Below are 17,378 nucleotides of genomic sequence, written 5' to 3'. Positions count from 1 at the left end.
CGGCCAATCTTCCCCAATCCTCGGCTAGCCCGATTTCGAAATCCGGCGAGCGCTCTCCCGTCCCGCACGGCTTCCTCCAGGCTACGCGCCCAATACGCCATGCCGGAGGATCCCGTGACCCGTCGAAAGCTCGTCTTCATTCTCGCCGCTACCACCGCCTTCGGGGCGCTGGTGCTGTCCGCCGCCCGTGCCCGCGACGTTCCGAAGGTCGCGACCGGCTTCGTCGCCAACGTCATCTGCTCGGAAACGTTCGTCAGCGGACTGGACCCGAAGCGGGACTTCGCCGAGACCACCGACGCGATGCCCGGCACCGGCCTGATCACCTGGGCGATGGACACCGAGGTCGACCTCGACCGCAGGGACGTCACCGTGACGCTGCTCGGGTTCGGCCGCAGCCATGCGGTCTATCGCGAGGGCGTCGGCTGTACCCTCGAACATGGCGAGGCGTTGGCGGACATTGCGCTGCCGCCGGCACGGTCGCAGGCTGCGCTGCTGCCCGAGATCGCCGGCCCGGCCCTTGTCGCGCCGCAGAACCCGCAGCTCTCGGCCGCGCTCGATCGCGCATTTGCCGAACCGGCCGAGCCGCCGTTCCGCCACACCCGCGCGGTTGTCGTGATGAAGGACGGACGCATCATTGCCGAGCGCTACGCCGACGGCATCGGCACCGAGACGCCGTTGCTCGGCTTCTCCGCAACCAAATCGGTGATCTCGGCCCTGATCGGAATTCTGGTGCGCAACGGCAAGCTTGCCGTCGACCAGCCGGTGCCGATCGCGGCCTGGAGAAATCCCGACGATCCGCGCCACGCCATCACGGTCGATCAGTTGTTGCGTCACACCGCGGGCCTTGCGCTCGGCAGCTCGCTGCAGGCCTCGCTCGCCTCCGCGCTCGAACCGGTCAACCGGATGAAGTACATGGAATCCGACATGGCCGCCTACGCCGAGAGCATCCCGCTCGAGACCGCGCCCGGCGCCGCCTGGAATTATCACGACGGCAATTTCATCATCCTCTCGCATCTAATCCGCGACGCGACCGGCGGCCATGCCGCCGATGTGTTGCGTTTCGCGCGCCGCGAATTGTTCGATCCGCTCGGCATGCACGACGTCGTGATGCAGTTCGATGCGACGGGCACACCGGAAGGATCAGGCGCGATGATGGCGAGCGCGCGCGATTGGGCGCGGTTTGGCCAGCTCTATCTCGATGACGGCGTGGTCGGTGGCCGGCGTATCCTGCCCGCGGGCTGGGTGAGATATTCGGCGTCACCGACGCCGAACGGCTGGGTCGGCATCGGCGCGGGCTTCTGGACCAATCTCGGCGACAGTTTCGGCGCCAAGTATCGCGTCGAGCACGGCTGGCCGCGCGATGCGTTTTTCGCCAAGGGCACGATCGGGCAGTATGTGATCATTGTGCCGTCGCAGCGGCTGGTCATCGTGCGGCTCGGCCGTTCGCCGAACGCGCCGCCCAAGGCGGACGGCGTGTTCGATCTGGTCCGCGATGTCGTCACGGCGACGTCGAGCAATGCGACGTTCGCGCGAAGCGCGAACTCGGAAGCCATTTCACCGCCTGTTCCGTTGCGCGATGGATTCCGGGCTCTCGCTTCGCGGGCCCCGGAATGACGGAAGAGAATGCCGCGGCTCGATGCAACAAGCTCGTCGTCGTCCCGGCTTTCGCCGCGACGACGACTGCGGGCTTGGCGGCTAGCCCTGCGTTGTAACGATAACAGTCCGCTTACTGCCGTCCCAGCTGCGTTGCCTGTTCCACGCGCTCGAACCGCTCCAGCGTCAGGATCGCGTCGGCGAGTTGGTCGGCGCGCTTGTCGAGCACCGGGCGGGCCAGCGTCAGGAACTTCTGTTGCATCGCCTTGGCGTCGGGGAACGAGGTCGGCTCGCCGGAGGGATCGGCGTAGAGGCGCTCATGGGTGGCGTCATCCGTCGTGATCGAGACGCGGGCACCGAACGGATGGGTGCGGCCGACCTCGAGCCGATCGTCCTGCACCACGTCGAACTTGTCGGCGAGCGCGTCGATCGCCTTGTCGCCGAGCCGGTCGTAATCGTCCCAGCCGAAATGGCCCTGGTCGAGTGCAATCGCGCCGGTGAAGAACATCGAGAACTGGCCGCCGACCACCGAGGTCGGGTGGCGCTTGGTGGCGGCATCGCCGGTCAGCGTGATGCCGTTGCGGTGCAGGCCGATCTCGACCTTCCTGATCTGGTCAGGCGTCAGATTGTGCTCACGCCGCATCGCGATCAGCGCGTCGATCGCGGCATGGGTGTAGCGGCAGCTCGGATACGGCTTCACGCCGATCTTCAGCGTCTCATAGGTGTGGCCTAAGCCCGCAACGGCCTTGTCCGGATGCGCGTCATCGGTGTAGCCGACCAGGAGGCCATGCTTGCCTTCGACCGAATCGCTCGAGCCGATGAAATCGTTGCGCGCCAAGGTCGCGGCGATCACGCCGTTCATCGCGGCGGCGCCGACCTGGTAGCGCTTGTTCCAGGCGCCGTTGACCAGGAATTGCAGCGAGCCGGCGGCCTGGCTGCCGGAGACGCCGAACGCGGAGATGATCTGCTGCTTCGACAGGCCGAACAGCTTGGCCGCCGCGGCCGCAGCGCCGTAGGTGCCGGCGGTCGCGGTCGGGTGGAAGCCGCGGGCGTAATGCGAGGTCGGGTCGAGCGCGTTGCCGAGCCGGCAGCACACTTCATAACCGGCGACGATCGCCGTCAGCACGTCGCGGCCGGAGGCGCCGACCATCTCGCCGACTGCGAACGCGGCGGGCACCACCGGCGCGCTCGGATGCAGCGAGGAATCGGCGTGGGTGTCGTCGAAGTCGAGCGAATGGCCGAGCGCGCCGTTGAGCAGCGCCGCGACTGCCGGCGTCCAGGTCTTGGTGTCGCCGAACACGGTGGCCTCTCCCTTGCCGTCCAGCGCCAGCGCCTCCAGCATCTTCATCAATGAGGGCGTCGATTCCGCATCGCGGCGGGCGCGGATGGTGCTGCCGAGGAAATCCAGCGTCAAAACCTTGGCGCGCTCCAGCACCTCCGGCGGAATGTCGGAATATTTCAGGTCGGCGACATAGGCGGCGAGCGTTGCGGTTTCGTGGGCCATCGTGTTTCCTCATTTTTGCGGCGCAGGGTAGGCGGGCAGGTTTGGCCTTTCAAGCCACCTTGCCGCGGCGGGCAGCAGCCATGCTCGACGTCCTTTAACATAGGCCTTTCCATTGATTGCGGATCAGGGTGCATGAGGACCTTCGCAAAACGCATGTTCGACAAGCTTTGGACCCGCAAGACGCAGCTGGCGCTGGCGGTCCGGATCGCGTCCGCCGGCGTGGCGGCCTATACGATCGCGGTGGCGATGCACCTCATGCTGCCGCTGTGGGCGGTGCTGACCTCGCTGATCGTCACCCAAATGAGCGTCGGACGCTCGCTGAAGGCGACCCGCGACTACATGCTCGGCACCATCGGCGGCGCGGTCTATGGCGGCGCGATCGCGGTGCTGATCCCGCATTCCGGCGAGGGCAGCCTGCTGGCGCTCCTGGTGCTGGCGATCGTGCCGCTGGCCTTCATCGCCGCGCTCAATCCCAGCCTGAACTCGGCGACGGTGACGGCGGTCATCGTGCTGCTGTTGCCGACGATGCATCACTCCAATCCGCTGGATTCGGCGATCGACCGCGTCCTCGAGGTCACCGTCGGCGCGCTTACCGGGCTGGTGATCTCGTTCCTGGTGCTGCCGTCGCGCGCGGTCAGCCAGATCCGGGTCAATGGATCAAAGCTGCTGGAATTGCTTGCCGCGGCGTTCGCCGAATTGCTCGCCGGCCTGACCCGCGGTCTCGACAACGACGCGCTGCACCGGATCCAGGACGGCATCGGCACCGCGGTGACCAATCTGCACGCGACCGGGCTGGAGGCCGAGCGCGAGCGCTCGATGCATCTGTCATCGGGACCGGACACCGGTCCGTTGCTGCGGACCATCCAGCGGCTGCGGCACGACGTCGTGATGATCGGGCGTGCCTGTGTCGTGCCGCTGCCGGCCGAGATCCAGATCCGGCTGGCGCGGCCACTGGCCGACGTCAGCAAGGCGATCGTGACCTACATGGTGGCGGTCGCGACCGCCTTGCGCGCCGGCAGCGGGCCGGCCGACATGGCGCCAGTCGATGCCGCGCTGCATGCTTATAGCGAGGAGGTCGCCGCGGTTCGCAGGGACGGTCTGATCCGCGGCCTGCCGGTTGATGCCGCCGAACGCTTCTACGCGCTCGGCTTCTCGCTCGACCAGATGCGGCAGAACCTCAATGACCTCAAGCGCTGTCACGGCAATTGGTGCGCCAACGAGGATGCCGCGGAGAAGGCCGTCGCCGACACGCCGGAGAAGAGCCCGGCGTGAGACCAGAGCTGCTTGAGACCAGCGCTTTGTTCAGCCTACGGCCTTGCGCAGCATCGCCGGCACGATCAGGCGGTGGAACGGCATGATCACCGCGAGATAGGCGCGGCCGAACCAGTTGTGGGTGAGCACCAGCGTGGTCGCGGTGATGTTGCGCGCGGAGCCGGCGCTAGCGACGTCGACTGGCGCGATGTCGACGACCAGCCGGAAATCGAGATGCTTGTCGTTGAAGCCCGCGACCAGCCGTTCCGGCGTTTCGCTGACCACCGGAAAGATCCCGATCATGTCGCGTGCCACGCCCTCAGTTGCGCCCGAGGTCTTCAGGCCGAGCGGCGCGACCAGGAGATTGCGCAAGGCGATTAGCCATTCGGCCCAGCGCGGCTGTCGCGTCACCATCGCCTCGGCGGCGCGGCGCGCGTCGAGGTCGGCGCGCGTGGTCGCAATCCTGAACGCATCGGCAAACTGCGCGCCGGCAAGCAGCGCAACGGACTCCACGTTCGGCGTGACCTCGTCGACCCTCATGCAGCCAGTCTGCGTGCCAGCAGGCGAAAACGCAAGATCAGGAGGGTCGCATAGACCGCGGTCCCGAGCGACAGCCCGATCCAGACGCCGGCGGCGTCGAGCCTGGCCCCGAAGGCCAGCACGTAAGCCGACGCGAACCCGATCAGCCAATAGCTGATGGTCGCGAACAGCAGCGGCACCTGGGTGTCGTTCATGCCGCGCAGCGCACCGGCGCTGGTGGTCTGGATGCCGTCGGCGATGAAGAAGGTCGCGCCGATCAGCAGCAGCGTCGCAGTGAGCTGCGCGGTGGCGTCGGAGGCCTCGCCGAGGAACAGCGCTGCGATCTCGAAGCGCGCCAGGATCACCGCGAGCGTCATGACGCTCATGAATACCCCGCTGAGTCCGACCGCAACGAAGCCGGCGCGCTGCACTGCGTCGGGATCGCGGCGGCCGACCGCCTGGCCGACCCGCACGGTGGCGGCCATGCTGACGCCGAACGGCACCATGAACAGGATCGCAGCGATCTGCAGCGCGATCTGGTGCGCCGCCAGCGCGGTGGTGCTGATCAGCCCCATCAACAGGCCGGCCGCGCCGAACATGCCGTATTCCAGCAGGAAAGCGACCGAGATCGGCGCGCCGACCGCGACCAGCTTGCCCATCAGCGGCCAGTCGATCCGCCAGAGCCGGCTGAAGACGTGGTATTTGCGGAACGGGCGGCGGCGCGCCGCGAACCAGACGCCGGCGAGGAAGGTGCCGAGATTGACGATCGTGGTCGCAAGCCCGGCGCCGAACATGCCGAGCTCGGGCATGCCCCATGTGCCGTAGAGCAGCAGGTACACCATTAGCGCATTGGCCGGGATCGCCGCGAGTGTGATCCACAGCACCGGCTCCGGCCGGTTCACCGCGCTCATGAAGCCACGGATCGCGATGAACCACAGAGCCGGCAGGATGCCCCAGCCGAGCCCGAACAGATATTGTTGTGCGAGATGTGCAGTTGCCTTTGACTGGCCGAGCGCAAGCAGGATGCGCTCGCCCTGGAACGGCAGCGCCATCAGCGGCAGCACCATGAAGAATCCCGCCCACAGCCCGACGCGCAGGGCGCGCCGCATTACGCGCGGGTTGCGCGCCCCGAACGCCTGCGCGGCCAGCGGCGAGACCGCGGACATCATGCCCATGCCGATCGTGAAGCTGACGAAATACACGGTATGCGCCAGCGCAGCCGCGGCGATGCTTTCGCTGCCGAGCCGGCCGATGAAGGCGAGATCGGTCGTCATCATCGCGATCTGCCCGAGCTGCGTCAGCGCAAGCGGCACTGCGAGCTTCAGCGTCTCCGCGAGCTCGGCCGTGAGCAGCTTGCGGGGTACGGCAAATGCCGCCCCGGAGGGGACGACGGCCGCGCGCGACGCGGCCGGGTCGATCTTGTCGATGCAGGTCATGACCGCACGTCTAGCACGGCAAACCGGCCGGAAGCATGGCCAAGCTGCCGCAGGGAATTCGGGATCAGGATCGCGCGGGTATCCGCTTGATCTTGGCGCCGAGCGCGTTGAGCCGCTCGTCGATCCGCTCATAGCCGCGCTCGATCTGGTCGGCATTGTTGATGGTGGAGGTGCCGTTGGCGCACACCGCAGCCAGCAGCATCGCCATACCGGCACGGATGTCGGGCGAGTTCATCGGCGCGCCGCGCAGCCGGCTCGGGCCGGCCACGATCGCGCGATGCGGATCGCACAGCACGATCCGGCCACCCATCGCGATCAGATTGTCGACGAAGAACATCCGCGACTCGAACATCTTCTCGTGCATCAGGATGACGCCGTCGCATTGCGTCGCGGTGACGATTGCGATCGACATCAGGTCCGCCGGGAAGGCCGGCCACGGCTGGTCCTCGAGCTTCGGCACGTGACCGCCGAAATCGTCGTGGATCTTCATGGTCTGGTTCGACGGCACGACGAGATCGTCGCCCTCGACGCCGCAGACGATGCCGAGCCGCTCGAAGCCCATCCGGATCGAGCGCAGATGCTCGACGCCGGCGCGCGCGATGCGCAGCGGCGAGCGGGTCACCGCGGCCAGGCCGATCAACGAGCCGACCTCGATATGGTCGGGCTGGATCGCGAAACTCGTGCTGCCGAGCGTCGCCGGCCCGTGCACGATGATGGTGTTGGTGCCGACGCCTTCGATCTTGGCGCCGAGCGCGATCAGGAAATTGGCGAGGTCCTGCACATGCGGCTCGGAAGCCGCGTTGCGCAGATGGGTGGTGCCGCGGGCGGCGACGGCGGCGACCAGCGCGTTCTCCGTCGCAGTCACGCTGGGCTCGTCGAGGAACACATCGGCGCCCTTCAGCTTGGAGGCGCGGAATTCGAGCCGGTGTGTCGCGGTGACGGTGGCGCCGAGCTGCTCGAAGGCCAGAAAGTGCGTGTCGAGGCGGCGGCGGCCGATCACGTCGCCGCCGGGCGGCGGCAGCGCGACTTCGCCGCAACGGGCGAGCAGCGGACCGGCGAGCAGGATCGAGGCGCGGATGCGCGCGCACAGTGCCGGATCGAGATCGGCGGCGCGGATCTCCTTGGCGTGAATTTGCAGCGTGTTGCGCTCGGTCCATTCGGCGCTGGCGCCGACCGAGCGGCACAGCTCGACCAGCGTTTCGGTGTCGCGGATGCGCGGCACGTTGGTCAGCGTGACCGGGTGTTCGGTGAGCAGGGCGGCTGCGATGATCGGCAGCGCGGAGTTCTTGTTGCCCGACGGCTCGATGGTGCCCGAAAGGCGGCGGCCGCCTTCGACGATGTATTGGATCGGCGGCACGCGGATTGTCCCCTAACGCATCATGCAGACTTGGATTCAAACTCGGCCATTCAAAATTCCGCAACGGAATCAATGACTGCCCGGCACCGTAACACAGTTTCCGATGCAGCTTCCAGACGAAAGGTAGCCGCGCGGCGGTGCCGTCACGGATACGTCACTCCGTCAGGGTTTGCCGCCTCCGCGGTGATGGAATTGGTGCGCACGGTGCAACCCACGTCATTGCGAGCGAAGCGAAGCAATCCATCGTTCCGCAAGCTGAGAAATGGATTGCTTCGTCGCTTCGCTCCTCGCAATGACGGTGGTGCAAAGCGCCGCAGCACCTCAGATATCGATGGTGGCGCTGAGCGAGTTTTCCTGGATGAAGTCGCGGCGTGGCTCGACCACGTCGCCCATCAGCTTGGTGAAGATGTCGTCGGCCTCGTCGACCTCCTTGACCTTCACCTGGAGCAGCGAGCGTGCCTCGGTGTCCAGCGTGGTCTCCCACAACTGCTCCGGATTCATCTCGCCGAGGCCTTTGTAGCGTTGCAGCGAGATTCCCTTGCGGGCCGCGTCGGTCACGGCCTCGAACAGGTCGACCGGACCATGGATGACCTGCTCGGCGTCCTTGCGCCGCAGCTTTCCGGCCCGCACGTAGGTTTCCTGCAGCTTGGTCGCATATTCATCGAGCTTGCGTGCATCGGCCGAGCCCAGGAAGGCGTCGTCGATCACGGCCACTTCCTTGACGCCGCGTACGGTGCGCTCGAACTGGAAGCCATGGCCCTCCGTGAAGGTGCCGACCCAGCCGCGCTCGACCTCTTCGGCCACGGCATCGAGCCGCTTGGCGATGTATTCCGCCGCCGAGTTGGCGGTGGCGATCTCGCTGGTGATCCTCGGGCTCAGCACGCCCGCGATCGCGGCCTGCTCGATCACGGCGCGATTGTAGCGGCTGTGCAGGTTGCGCAGCACCGAGCGGATGACGCGGGCGTCCTCGACCAGCGACAGCAGATCGCGGCCCGAGCGGTCGTCGCCGGAGGCCGGCTTGAACACGCATTCGTCGAGCCCGGTCGAGATCAGATAGTCCTCGAGTGCGCGCTCGTCCTTCAGATACTGCTCGGACTTGCCGCGCGAAACCTTATAGAGCGGCGGCTGGGCGATGTAGAGATAGCCGCCATCGATGATCGAGCGCATCTGGCGATAGAAGAAGGTCAGGAGCAGCGTGCGGATATGGGCGCCGTCGACGTCGGCGTCGGTCATCACGATGATCTTGTGGTAGCGCAGCTTGTCGACCGAGAAGTCGTCGCTGATGCCGGTGCCGAGCGCGGTGATCAGGGTGCCGATCTGCTCGGACGACAGCATCTTGTCGGGGCGCACGCGCTCGACATTGAGGATCTTGCCGCGCAGCGGCAGCACCGCCTGGAATTCACGGTTGCGACCCTGCTTGGCGCTGCCGCCTGCCGAGTCGCCCTCGACGATGAACAGTTCGGATTTCGCCGGATCCTTTTCCTGGCAGTCGGCGAGCTTGCCGGGCAGCGAGGAGACGCTGAGCGGGTTCTTGCGCGTCAGCTCGCGGGCCTTGCGCGCAGCCTCGCGGGCTGCGGCGGCCTGGATCACCTTGCCGACGATTTCCTTGGCTTCCTTCGGGTTCTCCTCGAACCAGGCGGCGAGCGCCTCGTTCAGGACGTTTTCGACAACGGGTCGAACCTCCGAGGACACCAGCTTGTCCTTGGTCTGCGACGAGAATTTCGGATCGGGCACCTTCACCGACAGCACCGCGGTGAGGCCTTCGCGGCAATCGTCGCCGGTCAGCGCGATCTTTTCCTTCTTCGCATTGGCTTCGGCATAGCCGTTGACCTGGCGCGTCAGCGCGCCGCGAAAGCCGGCCAGATGGGTGCCGCCGTCACGCTGCGGGATGTTGTTGGTGAAGCACAGCACGTTCTCGTGGTAGCTGTCGTTCCACCACAGCGCGGCCTCGACGCCGATGCCGTTTGATTCCGAGCGCACCATGATCGGCGTCGGTACGATCGCCTTCTTGTTGCGGTCGAGATATTTGACGAACTCCTCGACGCCGCCGGAATAATGCATCTCCTCGCGCTTCTCGACCGCGTGGCGCATGTCTGACAGCACGATGTGGACGCCGGAATTGAGGAAGGCGAGTTCGCGCAGCCGGTGCTCCAGCGTCGCGAAATCATACTCGACGTTCTTGAAGGTCTCGGTCGAGGCCAGGAAGGTGACCTCGGTGCCGCGCTTGCCCGGCGCATCGCCGACCACCTTGAGCGGCGCCACGGCGTCACCGTGCGCGAATTCGATGTAGTGCTCTTTGTCGTCGCGCCAGATCCGCAAGCCCAGCTTGCTGGACAGCGCGTTGACCACGGAGACGCCGACGCCGTGCAGGCCGCCGGAGACCTTGTAGGAGTTCTGGTCGAACTTTCCGCCGGCGTGCAGCTGGGTCATGATGACCTCGGCCGCCGAGACGCCTTCGCCCTTGTGGATGTCGACCGGAATGCCGCGGCCGTCGTCGTACACGGTGACGGAATTGTCGGCGTTGAGGGTGACCAGGACGCGGCTCGCATGCCCTGCCAAGGCCTCGTCGATCGCGTTGTCGACGACCTCGTAGACCATGTGGTGCAGGCCGGAGCCGTCATCGGTGTCGCCGATATACATGCCGGGCCGCTTGCGGACGGCGTCGAGGCCCTTCAGCACCCGGATCGATTCCGCGCCATATTCAGCCGGAATGGGGTGCTCAGATTCGGCAGGGGTCTGCCGGGCAGGTTCAGTCATGTGAGGCCTTCGAGGATGTCCCGAATCAGCTGCGCAATATGAGGCGCTGATTCCGCTATTTGTGCCATGAAAGAGGGGTTGCGCCTAGCGCAAAGTCTCTCTCTACAAACTATTGAATAGATGGGATTTTTTAGGCCTTTTTCAAGGTCTCGGGAGGTCGATTCCGAACCCTCTGAAAAGCCCGATTCGAGGGCAGATTCGAGGCCCTCACGGAGCCGGCTCAGCGGCCTCAGCCGCGCCGCGTGGCGCGGCCGGATTCGACGTCGAAAATCTCGCCGCGCGGACCGATGTCGACGAAGGCCAAGGGATCGGCGCCGGTCATCCAGACCTGTGCGCCGAGCTTGCCGAGCTCGTCGAACAGCGCCCTGCGGCGGTTGGGATCGAGATGGGCGACGACCTCGTCGAGCAGCAGCAGCGGCACGATGCCGGTCATCTCCGCGACCATCGTGGCGTGCGCCAGCACCAGCCCGATCAGCAGTGCCTTCTGCTCGCCGGTCGAGGCGTCGCGCGCCGGCATGTTCTTCGGCGCGTAGACCACCTGCAGATCGGTCAGATGCGGGCCGTCCAGCGTGCGTCCGGCGGCGGCGTCGCGCGGGCGGCTGGCGCGCAGGATCTCGCGGTAGCGGTCCTCCACCGCGGTTGCGGGCTCCTGCAGCAGCGCATTCTCCATCCAGCCGTCGAGCATGATCTCGGCGGACGGGAAGGCCGAGGCGGCACCGCGCTCGCGCAGCATCACCGCGAGCTTCGCCGCGGTCTGACCGCGCGATGCGGCGACCGCGACCGCCAGCTCCGCGGTCTCGCGCTCGATCGCATCACACCAATGGTCGTCATAGTTGCGCACCTCGAGCAGCCGGTTGCGCGAGCGCAGCGAGCGCTCCAGCGCCGAGACGCGGCCGGAATGCTCGGAATCGATCGCCAGCACCAGGCGGTCGAAGAAACGCCGCCGTTCCGAGGCGGCGCCCATGAACAGGCCGTCCATTGCCGGTGTCAGCCAGACGATGCGCAGATGATCGCCGAATGCAGTTGCGGACCCCACCGGTTCGCGGTCGATCCGGCACCGCCTCGTGTTGCTTGCCTCGCCGGTCGGCGGATCGATGCCGGTGCCGAGCGTGGCGAGGCCGAGCGCGCCCTCGACTTCGGCCGACACCGCCCAGGAGCCGTCGCCCTGGTTGTCGGCGATATCGTCCAGGGTCGCGCGGCGCAGGCCGCGGCCCGGCGACAGGAACGAGACCGCTTCCATGCAATTGGTCTTGCCGGCGCCGTTCGGCCCGACCAGCACCACCATGTCGCCCGCAACCTGCAACGTCGCCGCCCGGTAATTGCGGAAATGCGTCAGCGACAGGCGATGAATGCGGGACGGGGTCATCTCTCTTCCTTCCCCTCTCCCCTTGTGGGAGAGGGTGGCGCCTCACGGAGTGAGGCGACGGGTGAGGGGTATCTCACAGCTCGGCAAGCTTGGCGACGATGTCTTCCAGCACCGCCGCGAGCATCCGCAATACGTCATTGTTCCAGTAGCGCAAGACCTGAAAGCCTTCCGCCACAAGCGCGTCAGTTCTGGATTCGTCACGGGGCGACGAAGCGTGCTGTCCGCCGTCGATCTCGATGACGAGGCGCTTCTCGAAGCACGCGAAGTCGAGAATGCAATTGCGAAATGGAACTTGCCTTCGGAATTTCAAGTGCGACAGGCGCCGATCTCGGAGCAGGCGCCACATCTTCGCTTCCGCATCGGTTGGCTGCTGGCGCATCTTCCTTGCGAAGCTGCGGAGGCGCTCGTCGGTCGGGCGATGGTGCGGCGTGCGCGGCACCAACCCCTCACCCGGCGCCTTTGGCGCCACCCTCTCCCACAAGGGGAGAGGATGCGGTTGCGCGTGCGGAGGAAATCATTACACCCGCATCGGCATCAGCACGTAGAGTGCGCCCTTGCTGTCCTTGTCCTGCACCAGCGTCGGCGAGCCGGGATCGGCGAGCTTGAGCACCGCGACTTCGCCCTCGATCTGGGCGGCGATGTCGAGCAAATAGCGCGAGTTGAAGCCGATATCGAGCGCGTCGGAGGCGTACTCGACCTCGATCTCTTCGGTGGCGCTGCCGGAATCCGGATTGGTGACCGACAGGATCAGCTTGCCGGCAGACAATGCGAGCTTCACGGCGCGGCCGCGCTCGCTGGAAATGGTCGAGACGCGGTCGACGGCGGCCTCGAAATCCTTCTTGTCGACGACCAGTTCCTTGTCATTGTTCTGCGGAATGACGCGGCCGTAATCCGGGAAGGTGCCGTCGATCAGTTTCGAGGTCAGCACCACATTGCCGAGCGTGAAGCGGATCTTGCCGTCCGACAGCTCGATCGAGATCTCGGCGTCGTCGCCCTCGATCAATCGCTGCACCTCGCCGACGGTCTTGCGCGGCACGATTACGCCGGGCATGCCGGTCGCGCCCTTGGGCAGCGCGAGATCGATCTGCGCCAGCCGATGCCCGTCGGTCGCAACCCCGCGCAGGGTCGCCGCCTGGGCGCTGCCGGCGGCGTGCAGATAGATGCCGTTGAGGTAATAGCGGGTCTCTTCGGTCGAGATCGCAAATTGGGTGCGGTCGATCAGGCGCTTGATGTCGGAGGCCGGCAGCGAGAACGAATGCGTCATGTCGCCGGCGGCAAGGCCGGGGAAATCGCTCTCGGGCAGGGTTTGCAGCGTGAAGCGCGAGCGGCCGGCGCGCACGGCGAGCACCGAGCGGTCGCCATCGGCCTCCAGCACGATCTGCGAACCGTCGGGCAGCTTGCGGACGATGTCGTAGAACATGTGCGCCGGCACCGTGGTCGAGCCGGCGGTTGCCGTCTCGGCAGCCAGGGTCTCCGTCACCTCGAGGTCGAGGTCGGTGGCCTTCAGCGACAATTTGGCGCCCTCGGCGCGGATCAACACGTTGCCGAGGATCGGGATGGTGTTGCGGCGCTCGACCACGCGGTGAACGTGACCCAGCGATTTCAGCAGTTGCGCGCGCTCGACGGTGACCTTCATTGCAATACCCGCCAGATCCCTCAGATGGAAAAGCCGGGCGGCCGTTGAGGCAGCATCGCGGCGTCGGAAACCCGATAAGTCGGATCAATACCGGATTTGATCAAACCCACGGGGGGACCGCAAGGTGGCGCGGATGGCCGGCTGGCGCAAGGGAGACGGCGTCTGTTCCCCACGTTTTGAGCCCGAAAATAGGTCGCCCTCCCCCTTGCAGCAAAGGGGAGGGCGACCGAACCGGCGAGGCTTGCGACGGAAGTCTACTCCTGAAGCTGACGCTTCAGCGATTCGACTTCCTCGGACAGCGTCGTGTCCTTGGCGACCAGTGCCTCAATCTTGCGCACGGCGTGCAGCACCGTGGTGTGGTCGCGGCCGCCGAAGCGCCGGCCGATCTCCGGCAGCGAGCGCAGGGTCAGCGTCTTCGCCAGATACATCGCAACCTGGCGCGGACGCACCACATTGGCGGTGCGGCGGGACGACAAGAGGTCGGAGCGGCTGACATTGTACTGCCGGGCGACCACGCGCTGGATGTCCTCGATCTTGATCCGCTTCGGTTCCTGCGGGCGGATCAGGTCACGCACCTCGCGCTCGGCCATCTCAAGCGTCACCGGCTGGTTGTTGAGCTTGGAGTGCGCCAGCAGGCGATTGATCGCGCCTTCGAGGTCGCGGCCATTATGGGTGATGGTGCGCGCCAGATAGTCGAGCACTTCCTCCGGCACGTCGAAGGTCGCATGGTGGGCGCGGGCCGCGGCGACGCGCGACTTGAGGATGCCGAGCCGCAGTTCCTCGCCGAGCGAAGCCATCTCGACCACGAGGCCGCCGGCGAGCCGCGAGCGAACGCGGTCGTCGAGGCTTTCCAGGTCGGACGGCGGACGATCGGCCGCGATCACGACCTGGCGGCCGGCATCGATCAGCGCGTTCAACGTGTGGCAGAACTCGGCCTGCGTCGACTTGCCCTGCAGGAACTGCAGATCGTCGATGACAAGCACGTCGATGCCGCGCAGCGCCTCCTTGAAGGCCAGCGCCGTCTGCGTCTTCAGCGCCGCGACGAAGCCATACATGAACTTCTCGGCAGTGAGATACAGCACCTTGCGCTCGCCACCGGAATTGCCGGCCCAGGTGACCGCCTGCAGCAGGTGCGTCTTGCCGAGGCCGACGCCGGCATGGATGTAGAGCGGGTTGAACATCACGGGATCGCCGCGGCGGCCTTCGGCGACCTGGCGCGCCGCCGCATGGGCCAGCGTGTTGGAACGGCCGACGACGAAGCTTGCGAAGGTCAGGCGCGGATCGAGCGGCGAGCCGCCGAGCGCGTCATGGCTCGCGGACACCGGCGCGGTCGCAACCGAGCGCAGTTCCGGCGCGGGACGACCGTCGTGGCGCTCGACACGGCGCACTTCGACCGGAGCAACCGCTTCCTTCGCGGGGGCCATCACGCGGATCGCGGAGCGCACGGTGAGGTCGATGCGATGCACTTCGGGCATCTCGGCCTGCCAGCAGGTGAGCACGCGGTCGGCGTAATGCGCCTGGATCCAGCTCTTCAGGAACCGGGTCGGAACCGACAGGTGCACGCTCTCGTCGTGCACGCTCTCCAGATCCATCCGTGCAAACCAGCTCGTGTAAACGTCCTCGCCAACGCTCGTCCGCAAACGTCCCTTCACCCGCGACCAGCGATCCTGTTCCGTGTTCGTCATTGCCTTCGTACTTTTCCAAATCTGAGAGAAGATAATTGCGAAAGCGCCGTGCAGGTTTCCTGCCACGACGCGACCTCCAGCGGGCGCGGTCTGCTCCGGACAAAGCTCTCCCGTGTGGCGATGATGCGCCACGCGACAGATCAGCTGTTTGGAGAAGATGCGTCCCGCGAGGTCAGCGCGTACTCGACGGTCTCTGCGGGTAAGAGCCGGCGTCCGAGGGGTTGATTACGGCACCACTGGAAATCTGCGCTTCGGCTGTCGTTGGTTCGACTGCAGTTATGATACCGTAAGGCATAAGTCCTCCCCCTCCCGCCGCGATGGATCGCGGCAAGGTGTCAGCTTGCTCGTGTCTTCAAATTCGAACTGCCGCTACCGAACACCGAAATGCCCGGCGCTTCGCCGCCGCGTGTCGTCGTCAACCCGTTCGCTTGCGCCGCGTTCCCGCTGCCAAGATTCCGACGGCAGGCCTGGTCTCTCTTGTTCGATCACCCAAATTGCCGGGGACATCGCCGGAGAAATTTTGACACAGGTCAACCATCCTCATATCGCTATGAGCCGTCAATCTAGCTTCGCTTGGAGAGCGTCGCTAACGCGCACACCGCCGCCGATTTGCACGTCCGCCCTTGGGTCTCAAACCGCGCTGATCTGGAGAGCCGTGGGCGTCGCGAACAAGAAATAAATACACCAAGCGCATTTCCTGACAATCCGTGGATTCGACGGGGATCGCGACTCTTCGCAACTGTTGCGGCGCTGCCGACGCTGAGTTGAGAAAGCAAGTTTTTGAATCACCGCGCAGATTCACGCGTGTCACAAACCATGGTGCAATACCAAAAATTTTTCATAGAAAATTTACATTTGGTCTCGCGCCGGTCATTTTTCCAATCGCTGTCCGGCACTATGTGCATAAGTAATTCGCGAAGCGTGATTTTTCACGATTGCTTTTGCAGGGTAACCCCGCGTCGCTTTTTTTGACGCGCGCTATTCCATCTATCCAGCTTAGCGAAGAACAATCTCTGCGCGAGTGCGCCGCATTAAGCATATTGAGCCGGTAGAACTACGGACGCGACGAAACATGACACGCGGTTCGTTGCGCGGCAATGCGCAGTCTTCTCGCGCTATGAAACTTCCACGACAAAAACTTCCACGACGAAAGACGAGACAAAAACAAAAAGCCCGGCGCGAGCCGGGCTTCGTGACAAATGTGTTTTTCAGTCAGCTCGCGCGGCGAGCGTCGCGAGCTCTACTTGGCAAGCTCTACTTGGCGAGCTTGGCGATGCTCTGCGTGAGACGCGACACCTTCCGGCTCGCGAGGTTCTTGTGAATGATGTTGCGCTGCGCCGCCTTCATCAGCTCGGGCTCGGCCTTGCGCATCGCCTTGAGTGCCGCCTCGCGATCGCCGCTCTTGATCGCTTCCTCGACGGTGCGCACCGCGCCACGCATCTGGGTGCGACGCGACTTGTTGACGATGGTGCGGCGGGCAATCTTGCGGGTCGCCTTCTTGGCGGAGGTGGTGTTGGCCATGGTTCTCTAACTGTCCTTCGGCGGTGATCGCTCAGTGGTCGGGCTTGCGCGCACCGGCCGGTTCAAATCTCAACTCTGATGTATTGGTCCAAGGTATCTGCTTGGGTGTCCTTGAGGCGGCCATCCGAAGAGCGCAAAATGCTGCCCCCGCATGCGGCACTGTCCAAAGAACAGCGGCGGCAGGATTGCGCCCGCCGCCATCGGCCGGTCTTATAGATGGCGCAAGCAGCAGCGTCAACGCTTTCGGGACCCAAAAAGGGCCGGAAATTGGGCCTCCGGGGACCGGATAAGCCGCTGAAGAGGTTGAATTTCCCGGGGGCGCCCGGTAAGGCCTGACGACGCCTGGGGCGCGACAGGGAGTTAGGGTGACGCATGATCCGCGGCTTTTTCCGTCTGATCGGCCTTTTGCTGCTGGCTGGCGGCTTCATCTTCATGGTCTATGACGGAGCGCGCTACGTCGCCGACCAGAGCCTGCGGTTCACCCAATTCGGCCAGTTCTGGAACGACATCCACCAGTCGAGCCAGCAGGCGTTTCATGCCTGGGTGGATCGCTTCGCACCGTGGCTCTGGAATGACGTGATTCGCCTGCTGCTGGAGCAGCCGGTGTTCGCGGTGTTCGGCATCGCCGGGATCCTGCTGATGGTCCTGTTCCGGCCGCGCAAGCCCCTGATCGGCTACGCGCGCGACTGACTATGGCCCTCTCGGGCCTGGCCCATCGTAACAGGGCTGCCATCGTCCACGTAACGACATATA

General features: G+C 65.4%; 13 protein-coding genes. 3 read left to right on the top strand and 10 right to left on the bottom strand.

The window, feature by feature from the left end; all coding sequences use genetic code 11:
- The first annotated feature begins 114 nt into the window (after positions 1–114).
- Entirely contained in the window at positions 115–1,614 is a 1,500-nt protein-coding gene (locus tag ACVINW_RS09985) for a serine hydrolase domain-containing protein (RefSeq protein ID WP_456751137.1), read from the top strand.
- A 112-nt stretch (positions 1,615–1,726) separates the two neighbouring features.
- On the opposite strand, the gene ACVINW_RS09980 is transcribed toward ACVINW_RS09985, so the two are convergent.
- Positions 1,727–3,097 (bottom strand): MmgE/PrpD family protein, encoded by a 1,371-nt coding sequence (locus tag ACVINW_RS09980; protein WP_456751136.1) that lies wholly within the window; start codon positions 3,095–3,097, stop codon positions 1,727–1,729.
- Between the two features lie 132 nt (positions 3,098–3,229).
- Between ACVINW_RS09980 and ACVINW_RS09975 the strand changes: the two genes are divergently transcribed.
- On the top strand, positions 3,230–4,369 hold the full coding sequence (locus ACVINW_RS09975; RefSeq protein ID WP_456751135.1) for an FUSC family protein: 1,140 nt from the start codon (positions 3,230–3,232) through the stop codon (positions 4,367–4,369).
- A 30-nt stretch (positions 4,370–4,399) separates the two neighbouring features.
- On the opposite strand, the gene ACVINW_RS09970 is transcribed toward ACVINW_RS09975, so the two are convergent.
- The 9 genes from ACVINW_RS09970 to rpsT form a co-directional block, all read right to left on the bottom strand.
- The gene (locus ACVINW_RS09970; RefSeq protein WP_456751134.1) at positions 4,400–4,888 is read right to left on the bottom strand and encodes a DUF2867 domain-containing protein; all 489 of its coding nucleotides are present in this window, start codon (positions 4,886–4,888) and stop codon (positions 4,400–4,402) included.
- Complete coding sequence (locus tag ACVINW_RS09965) at positions 4,885–6,303, bottom strand: MATE family efflux transporter (protein ID WP_456751133.1); 1,419 nt, start codon at positions 6,301–6,303, stop codon at positions 4,885–4,887. The genes ACVINW_RS09970 and ACVINW_RS09965 overlap by 4 nt, the downstream gene beginning before the upstream one ends.
- 64 nt (positions 6,304–6,367) lie before the next feature.
- Positions 6,368–7,660: a UDP-N-acetylglucosamine 1-carboxyvinyltransferase gene (gene murA, locus ACVINW_RS09960; protein WP_456751132.1), complete on the bottom strand. Its 1,293-nt coding sequence runs from the start codon at positions 7,658–7,660 to the stop codon at positions 6,368–6,370.
- 321 nt (positions 7,661–7,981) lie between these two features.
- The gene (gene gyrB, locus ACVINW_RS09955) at positions 7,982–10,417 is read right to left on the bottom strand and encodes a DNA topoisomerase (ATP-hydrolyzing) subunit B (protein WP_456751131.1); all 2,436 of its coding nucleotides are present in this window, start codon (positions 10,415–10,417) and stop codon (positions 7,982–7,984) included.
- Positions 10,418–10,646: 229 nt separating this feature from the next.
- Positions 10,647–11,783, bottom strand: coding sequence for a DNA replication/repair protein RecF (recF, locus tag ACVINW_RS09950; protein ID WP_456751130.1), 1,137 nt, complete (start codon positions 11,781–11,783; stop codon positions 10,647–10,649).
- A 73-nt stretch (positions 11,784–11,856) separates the two neighbouring features.
- Positions 11,857–12,222 (bottom strand): endonuclease domain-containing protein, encoded by a 366-nt coding sequence (locus ACVINW_RS09945; RefSeq protein ID WP_456751129.1) that lies wholly within the window; start codon positions 12,220–12,222, stop codon positions 11,857–11,859.
- Positions 12,223–12,300: 78 nt separating this feature from the next.
- Positions 12,301–13,419: a DNA polymerase III subunit beta gene (dnaN, locus tag ACVINW_RS09940; protein WP_456751128.1), complete on the bottom strand. Its 1,119-nt coding sequence runs from the start codon at positions 13,417–13,419 to the stop codon at positions 12,301–12,303.
- A gap of 254 nt (positions 13,420–13,673) precedes the next feature.
- On the bottom strand, positions 13,674–15,104 hold the full coding sequence (gene dnaA, locus ACVINW_RS09935; RefSeq protein ID WP_456751127.1) for a chromosomal replication initiator protein DnaA: 1,431 nt from the start codon (positions 15,102–15,104) through the stop codon (positions 13,674–13,676).
- Positions 15,105–16,358: 1,254 nt separating this feature from the next.
- Complete coding sequence (rpsT, locus tag ACVINW_RS09930; RefSeq protein ID WP_021077661.1) at positions 16,359–16,625, bottom strand: 30S ribosomal protein S20; 267 nt, start codon at positions 16,623–16,625, stop codon at positions 16,359–16,361.
- A gap of 372 nt (positions 16,626–16,997) precedes the next feature.
- Between rpsT and ACVINW_RS09925 the strand changes: the two genes are divergently transcribed.
- Entirely contained in the window at positions 16,998–17,315 is a 318-nt protein-coding gene (locus tag ACVINW_RS09925) for a hypothetical protein (protein ID WP_456751126.1), read from the top strand.
- The last annotated feature ends 63 nt before the right edge of the window (positions 17,316–17,378 follow it).

The organism is Bradyrhizobium sp. USDA 4461 (genome assembly GCF_054055655.1).
The sequence above is the reverse complement of the archived record's forward strand: the minus strand, read 5'-3'. Positions and strand labels throughout refer to the sequence as shown.